The organism is Clostridium sulfidigenes, assembly GCF_052067195.1.
Classification (GTDB): Bacteria; Bacillota; Clostridia; order Clostridiales; family Clostridiaceae; genus Clostridium_J; species Clostridium_J sulfidigenes.
The window spans coordinates 61,951-85,901 of the sequence record NZ_JBQHQR010000005.1; the positions used below are offsets into that span (position 1 = coordinate 61,951).

The 23,951-nt window shown below is 28.8% G+C and carries 18 protein-coding genes and 2 riboswitches; of the genes, 10 read left to right on the top strand and 8 right to left on the bottom strand.

Annotation, left to right across the window (positions count from 1 at the left end):
- Positions 1 to 153: 153 nt before the first annotated feature.
- The 3 genes from ACTNBA_RS07525 to ACTNBA_RS07535 all read left to right on the top strand — a co-directional run bounded on the left by ACTNBA_RS07525 (position 154) and on the right by ACTNBA_RS07535 (position 2,370).
- Positions 154 to 1,596, top strand: coding sequence for a DEAD/DEAH box helicase (locus ACTNBA_RS07525; RefSeq protein ID WP_441073272.1), 1,443 nt, complete (start codon positions 154 to 156; stop codon positions 1,594 to 1,596).
- 158 nt (positions 1,597 to 1,754) lie between these two features.
- Positions 1,755 to 1,910, top strand: a complete 156-nt coding sequence (locus ACTNBA_RS07530; RefSeq protein WP_035132599.1) for a zinc-ribbon domain-containing protein — start codon at positions 1,755 to 1,757, stop codon at positions 1,908 to 1,910.
- 304 nt (positions 1,911 to 2,214) lie between these two features.
- Complete coding sequence (locus ACTNBA_RS07535) at positions 2,215 to 2,370, top strand: zinc-ribbon domain-containing protein (RefSeq protein ID WP_035132598.1); 156 nt, start codon at positions 2,215 to 2,217, stop codon at positions 2,368 to 2,370.
- Positions 2,371 to 2,497: 127 nt separating this feature from the next.
- On the opposite strand, the gene mgtE is transcribed toward ACTNBA_RS07535, so the two are convergent.
- Positions 2,498 to 3,835 carry a magnesium transporter gene (gene mgtE / locus ACTNBA_RS07540; protein WP_441073273.1) on the bottom strand — a complete coding sequence of 446 codons (1,338 nt, stop codon included), beginning with the start codon at positions 3,833 to 3,835 and terminating at the stop codon, positions 2,498 to 2,500.
- Between the two features lie 406 nt (positions 3,836 to 4,241).
- Positions 4,242 to 4,401: riboswitch (M-box (ykoK) riboswitch) on the bottom strand.
- 142 nt (positions 4,402 to 4,543) lie between these two features.
- The gene (locus tag ACTNBA_RS07545) at positions 4,544 to 5,728 is read right to left on the bottom strand and encodes a cation:proton antiporter domain-containing protein (RefSeq protein WP_441073275.1); all 1,185 of its coding nucleotides are present in this window, start codon (positions 5,726 to 5,728) and stop codon (positions 4,544 to 4,546) included.
- A gap of 145 nt (positions 5,729 to 5,873) precedes the next feature.
- Positions 5,874 to 5,931, bottom strand: a riboswitch (Fluoride riboswitch).
- A gap of 231 nt (positions 5,932 to 6,162) precedes the next feature.
- Between ACTNBA_RS07545 and ACTNBA_RS07550 the strand changes: the two genes are divergently transcribed.
- Both ACTNBA_RS07550 and ACTNBA_RS07555 read left to right on the top strand, forming a co-directional pair.
- Positions 6,163 to 7,326: an iron-containing alcohol dehydrogenase gene (locus tag ACTNBA_RS07550; protein WP_441073276.1), complete on the top strand. Its 1,164-nt coding sequence runs from the start codon at positions 6,163 to 6,165 to the stop codon at positions 7,324 to 7,326.
- Between the two features lie 281 nt (positions 7,327 to 7,607).
- Positions 7,608 to 8,333, top strand: coding sequence for a hypothetical protein (locus ACTNBA_RS07555; RefSeq protein WP_441073277.1), 726 nt, complete (start codon positions 7,608 to 7,610; stop codon positions 8,331 to 8,333).
- A gap of 47 nt (positions 8,334 to 8,380) precedes the next feature.
- On the opposite strand, the gene ACTNBA_RS07560 is transcribed toward ACTNBA_RS07555, so the two are convergent.
- Complete coding sequence (locus ACTNBA_RS07560) at positions 8,381 to 9,193, bottom strand: DUF368 domain-containing protein (protein WP_441073278.1); 813 nt, start codon at positions 9,191 to 9,193, stop codon at positions 8,381 to 8,383.
- Between the two features lie 235 nt (positions 9,194 to 9,428).
- Between ACTNBA_RS07560 and ACTNBA_RS07565 the strand changes: the two genes are divergently transcribed.
- Together ACTNBA_RS07565 and ACTNBA_RS07570 are read left to right on the top strand one after the other, a co-directional pair.
- Positions 9,429 to 10,601, top strand: coding sequence for an AI-2E family transporter (locus ACTNBA_RS07565; protein WP_441073279.1), 1,173 nt, complete (start codon positions 9,429 to 9,431; stop codon positions 10,599 to 10,601).
- Positions 10,602 to 10,674: 73 nt separating this feature from the next.
- Positions 10,675 to 10,980, top strand: coding sequence for a rhodanese-like domain-containing protein (locus tag ACTNBA_RS07570; RefSeq protein WP_051824021.1), 306 nt, complete (start codon positions 10,675 to 10,677; stop codon positions 10,978 to 10,980).
- 71 nt (positions 10,981 to 11,051) lie between these two features.
- On the opposite strand, the gene ACTNBA_RS07575 is transcribed toward ACTNBA_RS07570, so the two are convergent.
- The 3 genes from ACTNBA_RS07575 to ACTNBA_RS07585 all read right to left on the bottom strand — a co-directional run bounded on the left by ACTNBA_RS07575 (position 11,052) and on the right by ACTNBA_RS07585 (position 18,311).
- Entirely contained in the window at positions 11,052 to 12,104 is a 1,053-nt protein-coding gene (locus ACTNBA_RS07575) for a flavodoxin family protein (protein WP_441073389.1), read from the bottom strand.
- 79 nt (positions 12,105 to 12,183) lie between these two features.
- On the bottom strand, positions 12,184 to 13,443 hold the full coding sequence (locus ACTNBA_RS07580) for a lactate/malate family dehydrogenase (RefSeq protein WP_441073280.1): 1,260 nt from the start codon (positions 13,441 to 13,443) through the stop codon (positions 12,184 to 12,186).
- A gap of 14 nt (positions 13,444 to 13,457) precedes the next feature.
- Positions 13,458 to 18,311 carry a nucleotidyl transferase family protein gene (locus ACTNBA_RS07585; protein ID WP_441073282.1) on the bottom strand — a complete coding sequence of 1,618 codons (4,854 nt, stop codon included), beginning with the start codon at positions 18,309 to 18,311 and terminating at the stop codon, positions 13,458 to 13,460.
- Between the two features lie 231 nt (positions 18,312 to 18,542).
- Between ACTNBA_RS07585 and ACTNBA_RS07590 the strand changes: the two genes are divergently transcribed.
- Positions 18,543 to 19,058, top strand: a complete 516-nt coding sequence (locus ACTNBA_RS07590) for a phosphatase PAP2 family protein (RefSeq protein WP_441073283.1) — start codon at positions 18,543 to 18,545, stop codon at positions 19,056 to 19,058.
- Positions 19,059 to 19,130: 72 nt separating this feature from the next.
- Here the strand turns inward: ACTNBA_RS07590 and ACTNBA_RS07595 are convergent, their stop codons facing one another.
- Complete coding sequence (locus ACTNBA_RS07595) at positions 19,131 to 20,432, bottom strand: alkaline phosphatase family protein (RefSeq protein WP_441073284.1); 1,302 nt, start codon at positions 20,430 to 20,432, stop codon at positions 19,131 to 19,133.
- A 124-nt stretch (positions 20,433 to 20,556) separates the two neighbouring features.
- Here ACTNBA_RS07595 and ACTNBA_RS07600 point away from each other — a divergent pair, with 124 nt between their 5' ends.
- A complete protein-coding gene (locus ACTNBA_RS07600; RefSeq protein ID WP_441073285.1) occupies positions 20,557 to 21,291 on the top strand; it encodes an acyl-[acyl-carrier-protein] thioesterase in 735 nt (244 codons plus the stop codon).
- A 322-nt stretch (positions 21,292 to 21,613) separates the two neighbouring features.
- Positions 21,614 to 22,783 (top strand): CD0519/CD1768 family membrane protein, encoded by a 1,170-nt coding sequence (locus ACTNBA_RS07605; RefSeq protein WP_441073287.1) that lies wholly within the window; start codon positions 21,614 to 21,616, stop codon positions 22,781 to 22,783.
- 89 nt (positions 22,784 to 22,872) lie between these two features.
- Here ACTNBA_RS07605 and ACTNBA_RS07610 read toward each other — a convergent pair whose 3' ends face one another.
- Positions 22,873 to 23,823, bottom strand: coding sequence for a Ppx/GppA phosphatase family protein (locus ACTNBA_RS07610; protein ID WP_441073288.1), 951 nt, complete (start codon positions 23,821 to 23,823; stop codon positions 22,873 to 22,875).
- Between the last annotated feature and the right edge of the window lie 128 nt (positions 23,824 to 23,951).

The window sequence follows — 23,951 nt, forward strand, 5'->3', positions numbered from 1 at the left end:
TAGCTTTTTTTTTTGAGCTATATAGAATTAACTATTTATATAAAAAGTATTAATGTATAAAATTTTAAAAATAAGTAGAAATATATATATAAGTCTAATATGATGTGAAATAGGAATAATGATTAGATATTAATTAGATACAAGGAGAAAGTTATGGAAAGTGGATTTAACAAATATAATTTAAATGAAAACATATTACAGGCTCTAAACAATCTAGGGTTTGAAAATCCTTCTGAAGTTCAAGATAAAACAATACCAAGTCTTTTGGATGGAGAAGATATTATAGTAAAATCACAAACTGGAAGTGGGAAAACAGCGAGCTTTGGAGTTCCTATTTGTAATGAAGTTAGGGTAGAAGAGGGAAAAATAACAGCATTAGTTCTAGTTCCCACAAGAGAACTTGCATTACAGGTTAAAGATGATATATCCAATATAGGGAGAATAAAAAAAGTTAGATGTGCTGCTGTTTTTGGAAAGCAGCCTTTTAATGAGCAGGTTAGAGAACTTAAGCAGAGGGTACATATAGTAATAGGAACACCTGGGAGGATAAGTGACCATATGAATAGAGGGAACTTAAACTTTAAGGATTTAACATATGTAATCATTGATGAAGCAGATAAAATGCTAAATATGGGTTTTATAGATCAGATAAGTGATATACTAGATAGACTACCGAAAAAAAGGACAACAGCTCTATTTTCTGCAACAATACCAGAAAGTATCGAGGAGCTATGCACTAATTATATGATAAACCCTAGATTTTTAGAAATAGAATCCAAGATATTTAATCGCGATAAAATAAAAGAATCATATTTAAATGTTGAACATAAAGATAAGTTTAAAGCCTTATGGAAGAACTTATATGCATGCACACCGGATGCAGCTATAGTATTTTGTAATACCAAAGATAAAGTTAAAAAAGTGTATGAAGAATTAAAGTCAGAGGGAATTTCGGTAGAACAACTACATGGAGATATGGAGCAAAAAATAAGGATTGAAACTATGGAAAGGTTCAAGAATGAGGAATTTAAAGTACTGGTTGCTACGGATATTGCAGCAAGAGGGATTCATGTAGATAATATAACTCATGTATTTAATTATGAAGTTCCAATGGAAAGGGAAAGTTATGTTCATAGAATAGGTAGAACAGGAAGAGCCGGACGGGAAGGAACAGCTATAACTTTAGTTTCTGAATATGAAAAGAAGTATTTGACTTCTATAGAAGAATACTTAGGGTATAGTATTAAAAAGGGGAATTTCCCAAGTGATTTAGAGATTAAAGAAGGTAAGAGTGTATTTAAGGAGAGTCAGAAAGAACTTAAAGTAGGACAGAGAAATAAAAAGAAAGTAATTCATAAAGATATCCTAAAAGTATACATTGGAGCTGGTAAAAAAAAGAAAATAAGGAATATAGATATAGTGGGAGCTCTTAGTAATCTTCCAGATTTGAATGGAGACGATATTGGTATAATAGATATACAAGATAATATTTCTTATGTAGATATACTGAATAATAAAGGTGAGAACTTCTTAAAAAAATATGGAGAGATAATTATTAAAGGTAAAAAAGTTAAAGTGCAAAAATCTAGGAAATAAAATTAAAATATATATTGAATTATTATTATCGCCATGATATACTAAAAGAGTAGTAAATACAAAAATATATTATAAAGATTTAAGATTAATAACACTTTTCTCCAGTTTTAGAGAATCAGTTAGTTAAAAGTAAATCTTTAAAAATGGAGGAATGAAAAATGGCAGATAGAACATTAACATGTAAAGATTGCGGAAATGAATTCATATTCACAGAAGGAGAGCAAGCTTTCTACGCTGAAAAAGGATTCGAAAATGACCCAGTAAGATGTGCTGATTGCAGAAGAGCAAGAAAATCAGAAAGAAATAGAAGATAGTAATATTTAATATTTCAATAGAAGCTATAAGAATTAATCTTATAGCTTTATTTTTATATAAAATTATAATAATTTATTGAAATATAAGGATTGATTTTATATATAGTATATGAGTTATTTAAAAATAAAATAATCCTATAATTGGTATAAAAATGGATATAAGTATTCAAAAAATACTTGAAATTTAACTAGCAAAGTGATAAACTGAAACCATAAAATAAAAAGATTCACATCTATTATAACTTTCTCCGTTTTTAGGGAATTGGTTAATTGAATGTAAATCTTTAAAAATGGAGGAATTAAAATGGCAGATAAAACAATATTATGCAAAGACTGTGGTAAAGAATTTATATTTACAGAGGGAGAGCAAGCTTTCTACGCTGAAAAAGGATTCGAAAATGAGCCAGTAAGATGCCCAGATTGCAGAAGAGCAAGAAAAGCAGAAAGAAATAGAAGATAATAATCTATTTTCTATAGAACTACAGACTAAGGTCTTGTAGTTCTTTTTTTAGTTAAAGGACTATTCTAAGGCAATTAAAAGATAATAGATTGCCTTAGAATAGTCCTTTATTATATTAAAATATAAATTAAACTGCTAGGTGTAGTAGATTTACGGATAATGTAAAGTATAGAGTTAGAGCAACCGCATCTACTATAGTTGTGATTAATGGGCTTGCCATAATAGCAGGATCTAATTTTAATTTTTTTGCTAAGATGGGTAGTATACCACCTACTATTTTAGCTACAACAACAGTACAGAATAAGCTTATACATACAGTGAAAGAAATTAAAAGGTTAATTTTTTCAAAATAATATATTCTTATAAAATTTACTATGGCAAGAACGGAACCTGTAATGATACTAACCCTTAGTTCTTTAAATATAACTTTAAATCCATCAGATAATTTTATATCTCCTAAGGCAAGACCTCTTATGATAAGAGTTGAAGATTGAGATCCGGCATTGCCGCCTGTATCCATTAACATTGGAATGAAGGAAGCAAGAATAACTACTGAGGATAGGACATCTTCGAATTTTCTTATAATGTTTCCTGTAAAAGTTGCTGAAATCATTAATACAAGAAGCCAAACTATTCTATGCTTAGAAAGAGTCCAAACACTGGTCTTTAAGTATTCTTCTTCATTTGGCTCCATAGCAGCCATTTTTTGAAAGTCTTCTGTATTTTCTTGGTCTATAATATCTACTATATCATCTATGGTGATTATTCCAACTAATTTTTTTTCATTATCAGTAACTGGGATAGATAACAAGTCATACTTTTTAAATAGTTGAGCCACATTCTCTTGATCATCTAAAGTATTAACATGTATAAATTCAGTTTTCATTAAATCTTCTATTAGCATATTTTCATCACTTAAAATAAGTTTTCTTAAAGAAACAATACCTTCTAGCTCTCTGTTATCGCCTAAAACATAGCAAGTGTGAATAGTTTCCTTATCTATGCCTGTTTTCTTTATATGAGCAATAGCTTCATTTACAGACATATGCTTTTTTAAATCAGCAAATTCTATAGTCATTATACTTCCAGCTGAACTTTCAGGATATTTTAAGAATTGATTTATAATCTTACGAGTATTTTCATCTGTATTTTTTAAAACTTTTTTTACCACATTAGCAGGTAGTTCTTCTAGAAAGTCTATAGTATCATCAATGAATAAATCATCTATAATATTTGAAATTTCACTATCGGTAATAGAGTCAATTATAAATAGTCTTTCCTCGTGGTCTAGATAAGAAAATACATGTGCAGCTTTGTCTTTAGGAAGTACTCTAAAAATTTTAACTACAGATTCTTTATCTATTTCACCCAATAAAGTAGCTATATCTACTACATTCTTTTTTTCAAGAGTTTTTCTTGCATCAATGAATTTTTTTTCATTGATTAGTTTTATTGTGTTTTCCATTGTTACCCCTCCTATTAATTCAATACATTATGAACGTTCAAAATAAGTATTGACTAAAATTGAAAAATTATAATTTCTAGGTTGTAGTGGGTAAAAAACAATGAAGACATAAAAAAGCATTAAACCTCATGTTTAATGCCTTGATAAATAACTATGTAATATTTCTATCTGTTTATGGACATAAAATTCTTAATGATAGATTTAACTTTGAAAAAGTTAAAGTAAAATTAAATTATGCCATAAAGAGGGTAAGAAGTTACATAGCGTTTTATTTTTGGATTAAACAATAAACTTATTAAATCTTCATCGTCAATATTACTACTACCATCGTCCATGCTTCTTACACCTCCTAAAATTTATAAAATAAAAAAACCTCCGTAAACTAAAACGCAGGCAAATACTAATAATAGTATGTCTCGTTCAAGTTTTAGCTCTGCAAGGCAATGAAATTGCGTTAGATTAAGCCTTCTTTGTTCGGCAAAATCTGCTAACCAGTTAAGAATGTTTCCACTCTTTTACGGTAGCAACCCGTATCCTTGTAGTAACCTCACCTACCGAGGTATATAAAATTTTCCACTAAACAATTGTATTACTTTGTTTAATATAAGTCAACAGTAAAAGGTGAATTTTTTTAAATCATTTCATTTGATAGAATATAGGACTATTTATTTTGAAAGAAATAGTCCTATATTATGTATTATTACATTTTTAGTTCTCAACGTGTAATAAGGATTTACTTGAAACCTTTATTCCAATAGCACCTAAAGGTGCAGTTACTAAAATGGATAATACAGATATTGCTAGAATCAAATCTCCAGATACAACACCTAGAGATAGAGGCAAGGCCCCCATGGCTGCTTGAACTGTAGCTTTAGGTATATAGGAGATGACACAGAAAATCCTTTCCTTTACGTTTAAATTAGTACCTATAAGTGAAATTATAACTCCAATACCTCTACCTACTAGTCCTATAAAAATAATTATTATACCTATTGCGCCTGAGGTGAATGCTACAGATATATTTACTTGAGCGCCAACTAAAACAAAGAGTAGAATTTCTGCAAATATCCATAATTTATTAAGTCCTTGAGAAAGGGGAGCAGCAACATTAGGAAGTTTCTCAGTAAGAACAAAGCCAATAGTCATAACACCTAAAAGGCTTGCAATTAATAATTTATCTTTAAAGATAGTTTCTAAGGTAGTTAAAAGTATAGAAATAGCTAGCACAATTAGTATCTTTTTTACATCATTAATACTACACTTTTTAAATAAATATATAATTATAAAGCCTAATATTAATCCTAGTCCTATTCCTAATATTATGGAAAGTGGTATTTGTAAAAGTTGAGAAGCGATATTAACGTCCTTACCAGAATATAAGGCAAGAAAGCTAGTTAATATTGTAATTGCAAATACATCATCAATAGAAGCACCAGCTAGTATTAAAGTAGGGATGCTCTTATTAGTACCAATTTTATTATCTATAAGGTTAATCATTTGAGGTACAACTACAGCAGGAGATACAGCAGCAATTATAAAGCCAAGAATTCCTCCCTGTATAAATGTAAATCCTAATAGTTTAGTAGATATAAAGGCTATAGTGAAGCCTTCTAATATGCCAGGTATACAACTCATCTTTATTGCAGGTCTTCCTATTTCCTTTAAATCAGACGTTTTTATACCCATCCCAGCTCTTAATAAGATAACAATAAGTGCTATTTTACGCAAATCAGAAGAGATATTTAGTAAATCTCCATGAACCAAATTAAATCCATAGGGACCTATAGTGATTCCTAAAATTAACATACCTAAAAGTCCAGGAAGTTTAATTTTTTCAAATATAAAGTTAGAAACAATAGCAAGTAATATAATAATTGCTATACTTGTAGCCATAAAATAGCCCTCCTTTTAAATTAAAGTTTTACAATGCCAAGATTAAGACCATAAATTATTAACACAAAATATTGAAAGAATTTATTTGGTGTTAATAATTTAGTTATTTTACACATAAAAATCTCCTACAGACATACTCATAGCGTTGTCTGTAGGAGTCATTAGCAATTGCGATTAAGGTGAACTCCATCACCATAAATTATATTTTCAGTATATCAATGTTTAAAAATAAAATCAATATTTAATAGTATATAATGTTACTGGAGTTTAAATTTCGATATACGAAATTTTGTGGAGTTTTATGGAATGTTATGATAACATAATAAATATAGAAAAATTACATAAGCTTTATTAGATATAAAGTTAAATTTAAGATAGAATTAAATAAAAAGATGTTTGTTACAAGTAATATAAGTTTAAGAGGAGGAAAGAATATGTTAAACTTTACACTTTATAATCCAACTAAATTAGTATTTGGAGAAAGTACAATAGAAACTATAGGAGAACATTTAGTTAAGAGTGGAATTAGAAAGGTATTAATAGTATATGGAAAAGGCTCCATAATGAAAAATGGAGTTTATGATACTGTTGTAGAATCTTTAGAGAATAATAACATAGATTATATTAAATTATCAGGAGTTAAGCCTAATCCAGTATTATCAAAGGTTCAAGAAGGCATAAAGTTAGCTAAAGAAAATGAGGTAGATGGAGTTTTAGCTGTAGGTGGAGGAAGTGTAATAGATTCGTCTAAAGCTATAGCTGCGGGAGTATGCTATGAGGGCAATGTATGGGAGTTATTTGAAGGTAAAGGAAGTGTTAAAAAAGCACTACCGCTATTTACTATATTGACTCTTTCAGCTACAGGATCTGAAATGAATGCAGGTGGGGTTGTGACTAATGAAGAAGAAGGTAAAAAGTGGAGCTTTGGTTCTCCATTATTATATCCAAAAGTATCTATATTAGATCCTTCAGTTCAAAGATCTCTTCCAGCAAATCAAACAGCTAACGGAGCAATAGACGCTATAAGTCACGTATTTGAAGCATACTATGGTGGAACAGAAAGCACAGATATGCTTGATGAACTCTCAGAAGGAATTATCAGAACTGTAATTACTCATACTAGAGAATTATTAAAAGATAGTAATAATTATAAATCAAGAAGTGAACTTGCTTTTGCAGCAACTCTTGCTTTAAATGGACTAAATGGCGTTGGTAGAAAAGGAGATTGGGCGTCTCACTCCATAGAGCACTCTCTTTCAGTACTTAATGATATTGCTCATGGTTCAGGTCTTGCTATAGTGATGCCTGCATGGATGAAGTATGTTCACAAGGAAGATGTTAAGAAGTTTGCAAAATTTGCAAGTCATGTATTTAATATAAACGAGGGCAATGATGAAGAAAAGGCTCTAAAAGGAATAGAGTCGCTAAGAAACTTCTATAAGGAAATAGGTGCACCTATAACTTTAAAAGAGGTAGGAGTTAAGAAAGATGATTTAGATTTTATAGCAGACAATGCTGCAATCCTTGCACCACTTGGAACTCTTAAACCTTTATATAGAGATGATATCTATAAAATTTTAGAAATTGCCTTTGAATAAACTTAGAATATATAAGGGTTAAGATAAATTAAAGGACTTTCGTAGAATAAGCTAATATTTTATAAAGATTAGTGGACTATTTTATGAAAGTCCTTTTGTTTCTAATTTATATCCTATAAAGTCTACTAAAAGTCCTATTAATAACACTACAAACCTTTGTAAGGATAATACAAAGAAATGAACTAACAATATCTTATAGAAAATAAAAAGGAATAATGAAGTTTTTATAGAATATATAAGAAAAAATGGGGTATATTACTGGAGTTTGGGGGAGTAGATTAATGTTAGAAAGTTATAGGTATATACAAAATGAAAATATAACAGTTTATTATATTGGAAATGATATGAGATTTGTAGTAGAAGTTAAAGAGGGAATACTTTATGCATATAAAGAATTAGAAAATTATTTTCATTTAATAGATAAAGGATTTTCTATAAGGGCTATTATAGCTATGAACAGAAGAGAATATAATTATATAAGTAAAATGATTTTAAAACTTAGGGGGAATAATGAATCTAAGAAAAGTCAAGTAGCTATTACATCTAAAAATGATCTATTGATATTGTCACCTTTTGCTTATGAGGAAGAGTCTACTTATGATTATGAAGGAGAAATGCTTCAAAAACTTATTTATAGTCAAGTGGTTCATATATTTAATGAATTTTTATCTTTAAATCCAGAGGCTTCATCCACATGGTTTGGACAAGGAATAGCTATATACCTATCTAAGTTATGGAATGAAGAAAATATTAATAAAGAGATAAAAAAAGCTATAAAGGAAGATATGATACCATCGCTAAAGATGATTCAAGAAAATAAAAGCCTATATAAAACATGGGGATGGACTATAGTAAGATATATAGAAGATGTCTATGGTAAAGAAATTATAAATGAAATCATAAGAAAGTATGATGTAGATGATATTTTTAATATATTAAAGTGTTCTATTGATGACTTTGAAGTTCAATGGAAAACTTGGTTAAAGGACGAAAACAATCTATCATAGAAAATAAAGACCGTTTCAATTTAGAAACAGTCTTTACTTTTTATGTTTTAATTATTTTCTTTTTTCCCAAGTATATATGTAAGTATAAAACCAATTAAAAAAGTTATAATTGATAGCATTCCTGATAAATTAAAAGTAAAACCAGGATATACTGGAAAGACAGAACCTAAAATTAATCCACAAATAGCAAAATATGCAGGTTGAGGATATTTACTCATAAAGGATTCTATGAGCTTTGTCATAGTCAATATACCTACAAGAACACCCAAACCACCAGGAATAAGTAAAGGAATATTAAAGGTAGAAACTGCATTAGTAAAAGTAGTATATAGTCCAATAATCAAAAGTACTAAAGAACCACTTACCCCTGGAAGAATCATAGTGGCAGCTGCAATGAATCCTGCTAGGAATAGGGATATAAAAGATTTTACACTTAAACTAGTCATAGCTATAGTGCTAACTTCTACATCACTAAATATAGACATAATTACCATTAATGTGAAAGTTAAGAGAAACCAAAGATAATTTATTTTTTTTACTTTTCCCTTTGTTGCTCTTTTATATAACATAGGAAATGAACCTAAAATCAATCCTATAAAAAAGAAATTGGTTGGCTCAGGGTGGTTTGTTAATAGATTTGTAATTAATTTACTAAATAGTATTATACCTAAGGCTGCACCTATAGCTATTTCACCAAGAAAGAAAATATTTTTTTTCCAATCTTTAAAAAAGCTATTTACAGCAGATATAAGTTTATCATAAATACCTAGAACTACCGCCATAGTTCCTCCGCTAACACCAGGAATAACATTGGAGACACCAATAACCATTCCTTTTAAAATAACAAATATATTTTCCATATTTTATCTCCTCATATAATTAAATTTGTAGTTAATTTAACCTAATGTTACAAATAACTACTCTAATTATATTGAGAACTCTTTTAATTTGCAAATTAATTATTTAAAAGTTAATAATATATTTATTTTTTGTTAATTTTAGGTTATTCGTGTTATAATGCAGATATGATGGATTATTTGAATTTTAATATTATTAAATCAACATAAAAACAAGCTTTATAAAGGAGCAAATCATATGTGGGATAGGTTTAGAATAGATAAAAAGTTAGATATAGATAGAAAGTATATAAATATTGGAGTTGTAGCTGTTATTACAGGAATTGCCTTATTTATAGGCTATGAAATAGTAAGTAGAAGTGGTACTTTTATTAATATAATTAAAAATGCAATATTAGGATTTTTAAGTGTAATAAGACCCATAATAATAGGAGCTATAATTTCATATTTATTATTTCCTTTAGTAAGACGTATTGAAATCTTTATTAAGAAATGTGTTAGTGTAAAGGAAAATAATAAATTTAATTGGATATATAGAATTATAAGTATCGTATTAGTTTTTTTTATAATAATACTATCAGTAGTATTAATATTTAATTTTATAATTCCACCTCTTTTAGAGAATGCAAAATCATTAATAAATAATATTCCACAATATGAGAGTGTAGTAAGGAATGGAATAAATAACTTGAATTCGTATTTTGCTACTTTAGATATAAATTATCAGCAAATTAGTACTTATATTGATAAGGTAACAGCAGCATTTGCAGTTATTGGTCAAGAGATAGTTAATATAATTACAAATAGCATTTATGGATTTGGTTCATTTATGATAGATTTTGTTTTAAGCATAATATTTACCTTTTATTTCTTAAAAGATAAAGAGATGTTATTTAAAACTATTAGGAGATTTGGGAGAGCTTTTATACCAGGAAAGTTAGGAACAGTACTTAAGCAATTTATTATAGATTTAGATGAAGTTGTAGGAGGATTTGTAAGAGGAGTTTTACTTGATGCCCTTATTGTAGGTATAGTTTCATCCATACTTATGTTAATGATTCATCATCCATTTGCTGTACTTGTTGGAGTAATTGCAGGTATAAGTAATGTAATTCCTTATATAGGTCCCGCTATAGGAGCAGTAGTAGCATTTATATTGGGGATGTTTTCTAGTATTACACTTGGAATTTGGGGATTCATACTTTTAATTATATATCAACAAATTGATGGTAATATTATACAACCTAAGGTGGTAGGTGGTAGTGTAGGACTTCCAGCTGTTTGGACTTTAATTGCTTTAACCATTGGAGGAGGGTACGCAGGAGCTATTGGAATGATAGTGGCAGTACCTATTGCAGCTATACTAAGTGTATATGTTCACAGAATTTATAAAAAAAAGTCAATTATATAGTGTAATAAAACTGATTTAGTTATGGATATAAGGGCAGGTACTGTAAATAGAAGCAAAAGAGAGGATAATAAGTATGGGAAAAATTTCAGCAGAAGAATTAAGGAGAAAAATGGATGGCAATGAGAAATTAGTTATACTAGATTTAAGAGATGAGCAGGCTTACAGAGAAGGACATATAGAAGGGGCCATATTGATTTCTTTAAGTGATATTTCTCATGACATTGAAGATATAGTTCAGAATAAAGATGAAACTGTATGTGTATATTGCTATAGCGGCAATAAAAGTGCTAGAGCTGCAATGATGCTAGAATACTTAGATTATTCTAATGTGTGTGATTTAGGTGGTATTACAAATTGGAGTTATGATCTTAAAAAATAGCTTCAATTTATTTAAAGTAGCTAGTAAGTAAATAAAAATAATAATAATATAAAGGTGTATGAGAGTAATCTCTACACCTTTATATTATTTATAATTATTTTACCGAAATCTTCACTTTTCATCTTTATATTTTCTACATAAAAAATCGTTTTAGGATCATTAGCTATGGCACGAATAGAGAAATAAGGTGGAAGCCTAAATCCTTTATTTATATTAAGAGCACCTATTAATTGTTTAGCAATAGAATCACTACCAGAATTTCCAGATACTATTACAGCAAAGATGGATTTATTATAGAAGTTACATCTTCTATATAGTGCTGTAAGACGGTTTATTACAGCTGTTAAATTAGCTGCTATAGCATCGTTATAGTTAGGACATAGCCAAATTACTGCGTCACTTTCTTCAATGGCAGGAAGAACATTTTCTGTCATAATACCTCCATAGAAACAACCTTTTTTCTTTCCATAATGAAGACAAAGTTTATAAGGACATCCTATACAATCTAGCACTTCTCCTCTTTCAATTTGTATTTCATTAATTTGAAAATAATTAATATGATCAGATACTAGGTGCCATAAGTCTAAGGTATTAGATGATTTATGTGGACTAGAGTATATAACAGAAATCTTTCCACTTTGAAGAGTCTTAGGATTATCCTTTACAAGGCGATTGACTAGTTTCCTACAGAGATCATAACAAATATCATTCAATGACATATCCATAGTCTTTTGCCACGTTAAAAAGTTTTTTAAAGAACTAGTGGCTTCTACTAGAGGATGGCCTATAAAAGCACATCCCATATTATTAGCAATATATACAATATCTTGAGCAAAACGTTTTGTACCATGGTCATCAATACTATATATAAGAATAGCACCGGTAGATCCAAGTAAGGTGTCTTTACCTTTCTCTAGAAGTTTTGATAGAAGGTTAATCATAGGGATATCATAACCAACATCCTCAACCTGAGCTACAAAAAGTAATTTTTTATAGGATAAATCAGGAAGATTACATACATCATCTATTACTACATGATGTATATTTTTAAGTGAATGAGACACCATAGTATTCAATATAGGAGATGTATTTTTATTTGGTAATATCACATATAAAGTTTCTATTATTATCCCTCCTAACAAAGTATTATAAATAACATTTTTGTTATAATAAAATATTAGATATATAAACAGTTTATTCTTATTATTTTTTATTATACAATTCATTTAAAAGATTATAGGTATTTTTTAATCTATTCATTAATTCTAAAGGTAAATCTAATGTTTCGTTTTCTGTACATCCATTTAGAAATTTATTTTTGCACCCCATATAGGTACCACCAATAAAGTTTGAAGAATAGTGAAAGTTACCTTTAATTGTATCAAGGATGCTGAGAGCACCAGAAGATAGGGCTGGAGCTATATAAGGTTTAAAACCGGTAGCACGAACCTCCAAATTTGCAGTTTTCGCCTTTTCAGTAAGAAAATCCGAGGCAGACTCATTGAAGTTTTCAATACTATTAGCAATTATTAATCCTTCACCATGGGGACCAAAAGCTCTACCTTCCTGTAAATAATTCGCAGTATCTTCCCTTAAGCTACTATAATAAGCTGCTCTACCATTCATAACCCCCAATCCATATCCGCGAATCTGCTCTGGAGCAAGACCTTGAAAATCAAGGGTACCATCCTTATTTTTATTGCTATCAATAAAAAGAGATTTGCATAATAAATCTACAGGATCAGATACTACTGCAAAGATTCCTTTGAACTTTGCATCTCTTGCCATTTGTCCATATACTTTAAGGATTTTTCTGTTACCATCAAACTGTACAAGTCTTACATCTTTTTCTTCTTTTCCTATAGGAGGAATACCTACAGATACACAAAATACAAATATATCACAGTTGAACAAATCTTCTTCCCTTAAGGGAAGAATTTGTAGATTGTTTTCTTTACCGTCGCAAGATAAAATTTGAGATAATTCAAGGTTAAGTCGATTCACTTTTTTAAAATCCTTATCATAAATGCCTAAACTAGATATTACATCATTACCTAGAAGTTTAAGGCCGGTTAAAAGAGTAGCACCTACATCTCCTAAACCAACTACATTTACTCTCCACTTTAGAGGGGTAGAATAGACTAGCACATCTAGAAAGTTTGGATAATTAGTATTTAAGGAAATAACTCTTTTTTCATTAATGGCATTTTTAAGCCAGATAGGTATTGTTTTATTTATTTTATAAGAGGATTTAAGTATACTTAAATCCTCTTTATCTAAAAACAAAAGATTTTCAGTAGAGACTATAAAGGATCTTCTAGAATTTTCACAATTTATAGAAGTTAAAGCAAAGATCTTACCAGTATAGTTTTTACAGAAATTTTCATCTGTAGAGATAAAGTCATCTCGTGTTATAGATTCATTAGTTATAATTAAATTATTATTAAATATATAGTAAAACATGTATAGTTCTCCTTTTATAGCATATTTTCAAGTCTGGTAAGTAGTTCTAAATCCTTTTCAACTAGGGCTGATGGAGTAGATGATAAATCATATTCAATTCCTTTTCCAATATCTGGACTTCGAGGAGTAGTTATAACTTCGCCTAGTGATGAAAGGGTTAGATTTCTCCCATATATGTTATGATATTCTCTTTCAAGTATTTTTAGTATTTCTATAGAATTTTCAAGACAGACTTTAGAAAAATTATAAACATTTTCGTGGGAAGTATTTTTTATGAATACTGGGTAAGTGTATGGTAATATACTATTAATTGATGGAATTAAGTTTCGTTTAGGAAATTCTCCTCTCCATATAGCATCTCCACCTAAAAATGGATATAAAGAATTCTCATTAAACCAAATTTTGAGTCTAGGTATGAAGTATACGCTAGAAACTTGCCTATTTTGCATATCCATTAAATCTTTTCCTCGACCAGAGAGAATACCGCAATGGATTTTTTTCACATTAATTCCTTGATTAATTAGTATAGGGTCTAAGGCTCTCATTCTATACCCCTTATGGAGAATGTTATCTACTAAAAAAATTGGTCGATTAAAGGACTTTATCATTTTCATTTGGTTATTTAAAGATAGGTAATAGGGAGATTCGCCTATAAAGAAGTTCTTCATATCACCATAATAATACTTTTCTGTATGAAGGGATTTGGTAACAGTATTTGGCACTAAATCTCTATCTAAAATATCACCATAAGGTACACACATAGCTTCACCATATTCCTTAGATGCTTTTACATAAGTAGAGATACTATTTTCATGACAAATATTTCTTATCATTTTTTGATGAAGTACTTCGCTATTAAAGCAAAGTAAAAGTTCATTAGGATATAATTTTGAAAGAGCACCTTGCAATAATTTTCTTCTAGAATTAATTACATTCTTAATTTTAGAGTTACTTCTAAAAGGTTCTTTTAAAATATTCTCTACATCTAAGTTCAAAATACATGGACTAGTCATATTAACTGCTAATACAGGAGACTCCTTATTTTCAGAGCCAATATTTACAAAACCTTGGGATAGCATTATTTCTACTAAGGTTGAGCTAGATAATGAACTATGGCATGGATTAAAGACAGCGTATTCATAATCCTTAGAAATAGCATAAGCTAAAGCCTCAGTTAAAATAATTTGCTCAAGAAATTTATATTTTTCTCTATCAGTAACATAAATTCCATCTATAAATATCATTCTTCCTGTAGATAGGGAACGAAGTGCTCTAGAAATATTCTCATCTTTAACTTCATCGTAAAGATTATTTGAACGAACCCAATGCATTGCGGCAATAGCTAGAATTTCACTTTTTTTAGAATCTTTAATCATTACTAGTTTAGGAGCTTCCTTATCTTTAAGTTCTGATAAGATAGATTTTATTTCATTACTAAGGTTTAAATGAGAGAATAATTTTAATATTATATTATCAGTAACTTCATCAACAAATTCAAAATCTAAGTGACTTTCATTTAGAGATAGCTTATCTAGGGGTTCTCGTTGGTAAAAACCATTTTCATTAATATATTGAGAAACTAAAGGATCTACTAAGGTTGAAATATCTCTATTTCTATCTATATAGTTTCTGATTTGACTAGAGCTTATGGTAGAGTATTTAGCTGGAAGTTTTAATACTTCTACAGTGCCATTTATAAGAGATTTAGCAGCTAAAAGTTTTTTTGAATTACCTCTTTCAAAAATTATGTGATTAAAAGTATGAATGGAATCCTCTTCCACAGGATTACGATAGCAAGAGGCATTTAAAAGTACATCGCTACCTGAAACAAAGAATATTTGAGAATCTGAAAATGATTCCTTAAGCATTCTTAAATCATTAGTATTAGATATATTCACTTGCATAGTCTCAGGGTATATATAAATATTAAATTCATCACAAATTGATAAATTAATTAATATTTTTCTTAAAAGATTAGGTAAGGTTTTTTTAGACCAAGAAAATTCATCCACGGCTAAGTATACTTCATAACCTAAATCACGAATTGCTTTAGAAATATTCTTATGTCCTAAAGAGAAAGGGTCAAAGGTACCAGGGAAAAATGCTATTTTCTTAGGGATATCTATAAGAATATCGCCATTTAAAAAAGTATAGTCTGCTATAAATCTATAGATGTGATTTAGAGCAGCTGCATTGGTTAGTAAAAGTAATCTATTATTGTCATCATTACCTATAAGAGTAAGAATTTTTTTAGCTACTAATTTGAAAACATATAACTTATCATTTATAGAAATTGTTGAACTTCCAAATATATCCTTACCAAGAGTGATTATGGCTGCTTGTTTAACCTTATCCTTATAATCACCTATACCATTTAAAATAATAGATAACATTGATTTTAATCTTTCATTATAAATTTTTTCATTTTCATTATAACGAGATTTATATACATCATAGTTAGACAAGGAGATTCCTATAGCTTTAAGAATTAGTATCTTAACATCTTCATTTGAAGTTTTAATTTTGCTTTTTAAATCATCAATAATTTCATCTAATTCATTAGGTGCTAGCCATAAGATTATCTGACCTAAGAAAGGTGATATATATTCTGTGAATTTCTGGCCTTCAATTTCTAGTCCACGTAAAAGCTCTATAGCTACTTCATTTCTTTCTGAATCATTTAGGTTAGGCATAATTTTAATTATTGAAGAGCCTGCACTATTTCTAACACTTTCCATAGCACTAACTTTTAACATATTACAAAAGTGAATGCAAGTATGAAGTCCTGTAGTTGGCGCAATATAGAGTGTATAATTAAGAAGTATATCTATCTGATGTTTTTTTACCACCCAATTAGTAGCTGTTTTTAAGTTGCTAAGGAGGATATCTGGGATTTTATTATAATCTTCCTTACAGTAAGTTTTAAAAAGAGATATATGGTCATCCATATTAAGAGTTGTGAAAATTTTTAAATATAAATAATTTTCAGATGAATTTTTCCTTCTAGTTTTAATTTCTCCAAGATTTTTAATCATATAATCAAGTATAGAATGAGTAGGTGGTATTTTAGGAATTATATCGTTTAAACTTTCAAGAGCAGCTAATCTTATAACTACATTTCTTTTTTTTACTTTATCAATAATGAATTCTATGAGTGAATCTAAAGTTTCATCATAGGACTCAAAAGATATATACTTTGCGGTATAGAGTAAATACAGCTGAGTTTCAAAAGAAGTTATGTTTTGAGACATATAATGTTTCAAGAGAATACTTCTATATATTTTCATAAAAATTTTTCTGGAATTTATAAAAACAGAGTTAACCATGATTTTAGTATTATAGCCAATCCAGTTTTTATGAGCATTTACTAGTTTACCGCTAGGATAAAGCATTAATGAAATATACTCTTCAAATAATTGATAACTATTTATGTTAGGTTTATCTATAGATACATTTTTAGGTAATTCTTTACTATAATCTTCATCAAAAATAGCTATTAATTTTCCTATTAGATATGCACAGTGACGGCGAATGTCATCTTCTCTATGAGCTAAATTGTCATAAAGAAATTCTAGAGTTTGTAGCTTTTGTTTTTGAGTAAAGTAAGTACAATATTCTTCTAATACTCTTATATATTGGCGAAGGTTTTTCCAGTTATTCTCACTTCGAGCCTGTTCTAATATAGTATTTAACGAATATTCATCACGTAATAAGTACATAAGATTTATATTGTGATTTATTGCTAAATGTTTCATACTATCAGTTATTTCTTTTCCTGTAAGCAAAGAATATATTGGAGGGGTTACAGAAGATAAATTGTCTTCTTTAAAATCTAAATCAACATTTACACCAATACTCTTTATGTAATCTTCGAAGTCTTTTAACTTGCCATATACTTTTTTATAACGAGATTCCTTTTTAGCATCAACATTTTCTAGTTTTTGAAGAATTACTTTAAAAGATTTTTCTAAAGAAAAAATATGCATAGTAGGATATGAATTCGTAAATACATTTTTAACTCTAAAATCACAATAGATGAGTATTAATGATTCTAAAGATAGATTTTCAAGTTCTAAATCCCAAGTAGAATGATTTATAGCGATATTTCTAATATAATTTATATTGTGGTTTCTAAACCATTGGTCTGTGTAATAGTAGTGGAGATGTGGAACGCGTTTTAGCTCTTCACCTTTACATCCATATTTTCCAATGTCATGTCCAGCAGCAGCTCCAGAGACTCTTCCTAAATCTATAGGTAACCCTTTAGTTTTAAGTTGGCGTGCTAAAAACATAGCTAGGTAATGTACACCACAGATGTGATCTAAAGTATTATACTTAAATATTTCTCCATTAAGCTTCATCATTTCATATACATAGTCACGGTCAAAGGCTTTAATGAATTTTAAATATTCATCTTTTCTTTCTAGTTCTTCAATTTCACTATCTGTTAAAGTTATTAAAGGATATTTTGCTTGCCAACAATCTGAATCAGATATGGATTTTTCTATATTACATAGAACCTTATAAATTCTAAGGAATATTTCACATCCTGAAGTTAATTTTGAATCTAATTCTATAGTTACTGCATCTTTAAAATTCTTGCTTAAGGCATAATTATATAAATATACTAACCATTCATTAGGGCCTTCTTCATATAAATCATTTAATAAAGGAGTACATAGATAAAGAACTTTAGATGGAGAAAAATCTTTTTCCACTAAAATGTCTTGGAGTGTGTATAAAAAAACTGGTGAGTTTATATGCTTATCAAGAAATTTTTGCGATATATTTTCAGATTTTAAGAAATGAGAGTTATAAAGCTTTCTTAAAATCTTTTTCTTTATTTCTTTTAATTGTAAAATTTCCATAGAGACCTCCTAAACATGAATATATAACATGTATAAAACATATTTCTTATAAATATTTTATCATTTAAACTGCATTTATCCTAATAAATATACTATAATAATAATCGAAATAATATATTCATAAAATCTAATTATTTATTATAAGAGAGAAATAAGAAAGAATTAAATGAAAAACTTTTATTTTATCTTATTTTTATATATAATCTATTTATGATGTTTTTAGGAGGATCTATGATAGAATTAATAAAAAAGGTGGATATAACACTATTGCAGTTTATAAATAAAAAATTACGATGCAAATTTTTAGATAAAATTATGCCATATATAACATTTTTAGGATCTGCCACATTTTGTATGGTTTTTGTTGTGATGACTGTAATGTCTAAAAGTAAAGAAATTAAGAACCTAGGATTTCTAGCATCTTTATCAATTATTACTTCTGGCGGTATTACTCACTTTCTAAAGAGAGTAAAAAATAGGATACGACCATATATAAAGTTTCCAACGCTAAACATAAAGAAGATAGGTGTAGATGATTATTCCTTTCCATCAGGTCACACCACTGCAGCTTTTTCAATTGGAGTTAGTATTGCACTAAGCTTTACTGGATTAGCAGTAGTATCTATAGTAATTGCTAGTCTTGTGGGATTTTCAAGGGTTTATCTTGGTGTACATTATCCAACAGATGTAGGTGCAGGAGTTGTAGTTGGAACTTTGAGTGCCATTTGTATGCATATGATAGTATAATAATTAGGAAAGAGATAAGAATTTAATTTAAATTCTTATCTCTTTATTACATCATAGATTATTCTTAAAGAATTAAGGAATAGTCAATATTTCATCAATTACCCTTCCATCACATTTTGGAAATTTAATACCTAAAACTTTTGAGAGGGTAGGGGCTATGTCCACTAAATTCATATTATTCATAAAAAAGTTTTCTTTAAACTCTTCACCACATCCAATAAAGAGAGTATGGATATCAGGACTATTAGGATGATAACCATGATTTCCGTTAGATTTTCCCTCTTTAGGAGTGGTTGAAGTCACTATAGTATCATTAAATTTATCAATAAAAATAAAACCTCTTTTAGCCTCAATCATAAATGTAGCCTTAGGATCACCACCTAAATCTATTATCTCATCATTTCTATATATCTTTGCAATTCCCTTAGATTCATCAAGAGATAAGGCTTTTAAAATATTATAAACTTTTGAGGAGAGATTTTTATTAAAGTCATCCTTAACGTATACATAGGCACTTCCATCACAAGATTTTACATATACTCTCCAAGAATTAAGTCTATTATTATCATCCATGCTTATTAACCCTTGATTTTTAAATAGGGTGTTTAAGGTAATAACTTTATTAAAGTCCTGAAATCCATGATCACCTAAAATAACTATAGAAGAATTATCATATATACCAGCTTCTTTCAGAGCTTTTATTACATCAGCTAATCTCCCATCATGGCGATGAAGTGATTCTACAGCTTCTTTAGAATCAGTACCATAACCATGACGTTGACTGTCTAAGTCTAAGAGATGTAGTAAAAGTAAGTTAGGTTTATACTTTTTAATGGTTTCTATAGCACAAGCAGTAGCAAAATTATCTAAGTTAGGCTCCTTTATACCATCAAGGAGATGTTTAAATTTTCTGTTTAAATTGAATTGGTATATAGGGCTTCCACCTAGAAGTGATGCCATTTCTTGAGATATATATTTATTGTTAGAGAAAATTTCAGGCATATTATATTTTATAGAGGATCTACCAGTAACAGGCCAAAATATAGATCCTACAGTAAGCCCCCTACTTTTTGCCATATCATATAGTGTTGGACCATTTACATATTTTCTGAACCAAAACCAATCTGGGGCAGCTTTTTCAGGTTCTAATAATTTATTGTTTACAACCCCATGGTTTTTAGGATACTTACCTGTAACTATGGTAGTGTGAGCTGGATATGTTAATGATGGATATATAGATTTAACATTTCTAACTACTGACCCCTTTTGAATGCATTGTGAAAAAGTTGGTAAGTTACTTATTATATCAAAATCAGCTGCTTTTAATCCATCAATTGAAATAACAACCAAGTGCTTATTTGTTAAATTATTCATAACTTATTCTCCTTAACTTTATGTTATATATAAATTATGATATACTAATTTTGTTATTAAATCTACATAGTAAGATAATATAAATAAGGAATAAAGAAGAAAAGTGGCGTAAGAAGGTGTAATTTTGGAGCTAAATTATAAAGAACAATTCACTATAAAGTTTCATGAAGGAGACTTTATGGGAAATGTTAAATTATTTACAATAATGGATTATGTTCAACAAGTTTCAGAAGGTCATTCTCAAATTTTGGGGGTGGATTTTCAGTCTATGATGAATAAAGGATTATTTTGGGTAGTATCTAGAGTTGAAATTACAATGGAGAGATATCCTAAGGTTGGAGAAGATATAACAGTAGAAACTTGTTTAGGTGGCCGTGAAAAAGTCTTTATGAAAAGAAGATTTAAGATTAAGGATAAGGATGGACAAGTTATTGGTAGAGTTTTGATATATTATTTAATTGTAGATATTGAAACTAGACTTCCACAAAAGCCGTCCATGTGCCCAGTAGATATAAATATTAATGTAGGGGATGTCATTGATAATAAGCTTAACAAGATAAAGATGCCAGGTGAGGCTATAGAAACTGTCAATAGGAAGTTATATTATAATGATATAGATATAAATAATCATGTTAATAATGCTAAATATATTTCTTTTATAGAAGATTTCTTTTCTTTAGATTGGCATAGAGAAAAGAAAATATCTTATATGCAACTTAACTTTATTAAGGAAATTAAATTTGATGATTCGCTAATAATGAATAAATTTATTGAGGATAAAGAAAGTAATAGTTTTTGCATTAATGGAATTTCAGGAATTTCAGAACAAGAATTTTTTCAATGTAGGGTAAAGTTTTAAACAAATGTGTATTGAAAAGTCATTAAGATAAAGGTATCTAGATAATAAAATTTTTAGATACCTTTTATTTTAAGAAATAACTAATATAGTATAAATGAAAAAGTGTAAAGGAATACATAATATAAGAATATAATTCAATAAAGTGAAAATTAAATTCAAACAGCAATTATATATAAAATTTGATTTAAAAATATTTATAAATATGAAATAAGAAGTGAAAAAATTTACGAGTAATAACCATTGACATTAATGGGTAAATAATTCATAATAAATATGGAATATTCATAAAAGATTTAAAATTTAAAATAAGGGGGAGCAATAATTGACACATAAGAAGGGTTTGAAAAAGGCCGTTAGCAAAGAAGGTATTATATTTCTAATTTTATTTTTAGGTTTTTTCATAGGTATGGGAAGTGTTATGGGAACCATAAATATGTTTAATACCCTAATGGAAACTGCGTATAGCTTATTAATGAAAACAGTTTTTTATATAATGGCTATTGCAGTATTGGCAGGAGCTATATCTGCACTTCTATCAGAATTTGGAGTGGTATCTTTAATTAACAAATTGTTATCACCATTAATGAAGCCACTTTATGATTTACCTGGTGCTAGTGCTATAGGAGTTTTAACCACCTATCTGTCTGATAATCCTGCTATACTTACTTTAGCAGATGATAAAGGATTTAGAAGATATTTTAAAAAATATCAGTTGCCAGCTTTAACTAATTTAGGAACAGCCTTTGGAATGGGGTTGATTATTACTACCTATATGATGGGACAAAAGTCACCTATAGGAGAAAGTTTTATACTGCCAGCTATAATAGGTAATATAGGAGCTGTAATAGGAAGTATTATAAGCACTAGATTAATGCTTAGACAAACCGCAAAAATTTATGGAAAAGAAGAAATGTGTGTACAAGACAATGATACTGGTTTTGACATGATGAACTATAGAGAAATTAGAGATGGAAGTGTTGGAGAAAGATTTATTGGTGCTATGCTTGAAGGAGGAGCTTCAGGAGTACAAATGGGACTTGCTATAATTCCAGGAGTTTTAATAATTTGTACTTTAGTTTTAATGCTTACTAATGGACCATCTGCATCTGGAGCTTACACTGGAGCTGCATCAGAAGGTATCGCACTCTTACCTTGGATTGGGGAAAAACTACAATTTATATTAGTTCCGTTATTTGGTTTCCAAAGTCCTGAAGCTATAGCTTTCCCGATAACATCTTTAGGGGCAGCAGGAGCTGCAATTGGTTTAGTACCGGAAATGTTACAAAATGGATTAATAGGCGGTAATGAAATTGCAGTATTTACAGCTATGGGGATGTGTTGGAGTGGATATTTAAGTACTCACGTTGCGATGATGGATGGTTTAAAGTGTAGAGAATTAACAGGTAAAGCTATTGTTAGTCATACCTTTGGTGGATTAATAGCAGGTATGTCAGCTCACTTTATATATTTACTTATATCAAAATTCATATAAAAATAAAAGCCACTTTTATAAAGTGGTTTTTATTTTTATTATAATGGACATACATATATAACTATATAACTATTTTACTTATAAAATAGTTATATAGTTATATGTGTCTCAATGGGTTCATTAGTAGAATTTAAGTAATTATTTAGTATACCAGTCCTTAAGCCTTCACTACATATAATAATGTTATAAAAGTTACAATAGTTTACAATATGAGTTATTATTTCACATCCACCTAATATAATATCAGCACGTTTTTTTGAAAGACCTTGTAAGTTTTCTCTCTCTTTTAAACTTATAACTTTAAGGCTTTCACAAAGAGTTTTTAGTTCATGAGGGTTGGAAAATTCTATTGTGTTAGTAGATGAACATGAATTTGTTAAATAATTAGAATATATCTTTCCGAGATTCTTAAAAGTTCCGCCAATGCCAACTAAAGAGCTTCCATAAAAGCTTTCAATCCAAGGTATATTAGAAAATAGCTTATAGAAAAAGTCCTCGTTGTAGTCACAGCTCAAGTATCTACCACGCTTATTAACTTTTATTTTCTCAGTTATGTTTATAGAACCTAGAGGAATACTAGTGTAATTTGTAAATTTACCCTCTTCTACAAAAATTAATTCTGTACTATTTCCACCAGTGTCCATTATTATACCTTTATCTAGATTACAAGTAGAAAAAACTCCTAGGTAAGATAAATAAGCTTCTTCTTTAGGTGACAAAACCTGAACTAAAATTCCAGTATGAGCTTTTATTAAATCAAGAACATAGTTACTATTTTCAGCTACTCTTAAAGCTTCCGTAGCTACACATATGATTTTAGAAACTTTATTTATAATGCAAGAACGCAAAAATTTTTTTAAAACTGTTATTACATGAATGGTTTTTTCAGAACTTATAATTTTATTGGTAGCTAAGGTAGCTCCAAGTCTTAAATGTTCCTTATCTTCATCTATAATCTTTGGATTGGACTTATCATCTATATTAACAATTAGTAGGTGAACCGTATTTGAACCAATATCTATAATAGCAATAATATTCATAATACTTGATACCTCCCCAAAAAACTCTTTTATTATTTATACGATAAAAATAATAAAATATCACATAATAAATATATTAGACTATTGAAATTTAAAGAAAGAGTTTTTAAAGAAGATATTATAAGAAA

Bases quoted from the DNA above. Each gene is read 5' to 3' on its own strand.
- ACTNBA_RS07525 (WP_441073272.1), top strand. From the start codon at position 154: ATGGAAAGTGGATTTAACAAATATAATTTAAATGAAAACATATTACAG.
- ACTNBA_RS07530 (WP_035132599.1), top strand. From the start codon at position 1,755: ATGGCAGATAGAACATTAACATGTAAAGATTGCGGAAATGAATTCATA.
- ACTNBA_RS07535 (WP_035132598.1), top strand. From the start codon at position 2,215: ATGGCAGATAAAACAATATTATGCAAAGACTGTGGTAAAGAATTTATA.
- mgtE (WP_441073273.1), bottom strand. From the start codon at position 3,835: ATGGAAAACACAATAAAACTAATCAATGAAAAAAAATTCATTGATGCA.
- ACTNBA_RS07545 (WP_441073275.1), bottom strand. From the start codon at position 5,728: ATGGCTACAAGTATAGCAATTATTATATTACTTGCTATTGTTTCTAAC.
- ACTNBA_RS07550 (WP_441073276.1), top strand. From the start codon at position 6,163: ATGTTAAACTTTACACTTTATAATCCAACTAAATTAGTATTTGGAGAA.
- ACTNBA_RS07555 (WP_441073277.1), top strand. From the start codon at position 7,608: ATGTTAGAAAGTTATAGGTATATACAAAATGAAAATATAACAGTTTAT.
- ACTNBA_RS07560 (WP_441073278.1), bottom strand. From the start codon at position 9,193: ATGGAAAATATATTTGTTATTTTAAAAGGAATGGTTATTGGTGTCTCC.
- ACTNBA_RS07565 (WP_441073279.1), top strand. From the start codon at position 9,429: ATGTGGGATAGGTTTAGAATAGATAAAAAGTTAGATATAGATAGAAAG.
- ACTNBA_RS07570 (WP_051824021.1), top strand. From the start codon at position 10,675: ATGGGAAAAATTTCAGCAGAAGAATTAAGGAGAAAAATGGATGGCAAT.
- ACTNBA_RS07580 (WP_441073280.1), bottom strand. From the start codon at position 13,443: ATGTTTTACTATATATTTAATAATAATTTAATTATAACTAATGAATCT.
- ACTNBA_RS07585 (WP_441073282.1), bottom strand. From the start codon at position 18,311: ATGGAAATTTTACAATTAAAAGAAATAAAGAAAAAGATTTTAAGAAAG.
- ACTNBA_RS07590 (WP_441073283.1), top strand. From the start codon at position 18,543: ATGATAGAATTAATAAAAAAGGTGGATATAACACTATTGCAGTTTATA.
- ACTNBA_RS07595 (WP_441073284.1), bottom strand. From the start codon at position 20,432: ATGAATAATTTAACAAATAAGCACTTGGTTGTTATTTCAATTGATGGA.
- ACTNBA_RS07610 (WP_441073288.1), bottom strand. From the start codon at position 23,823: ATGAATATTATTGCTATTATAGATATTGGTTCAAATACGGTTCACCTA.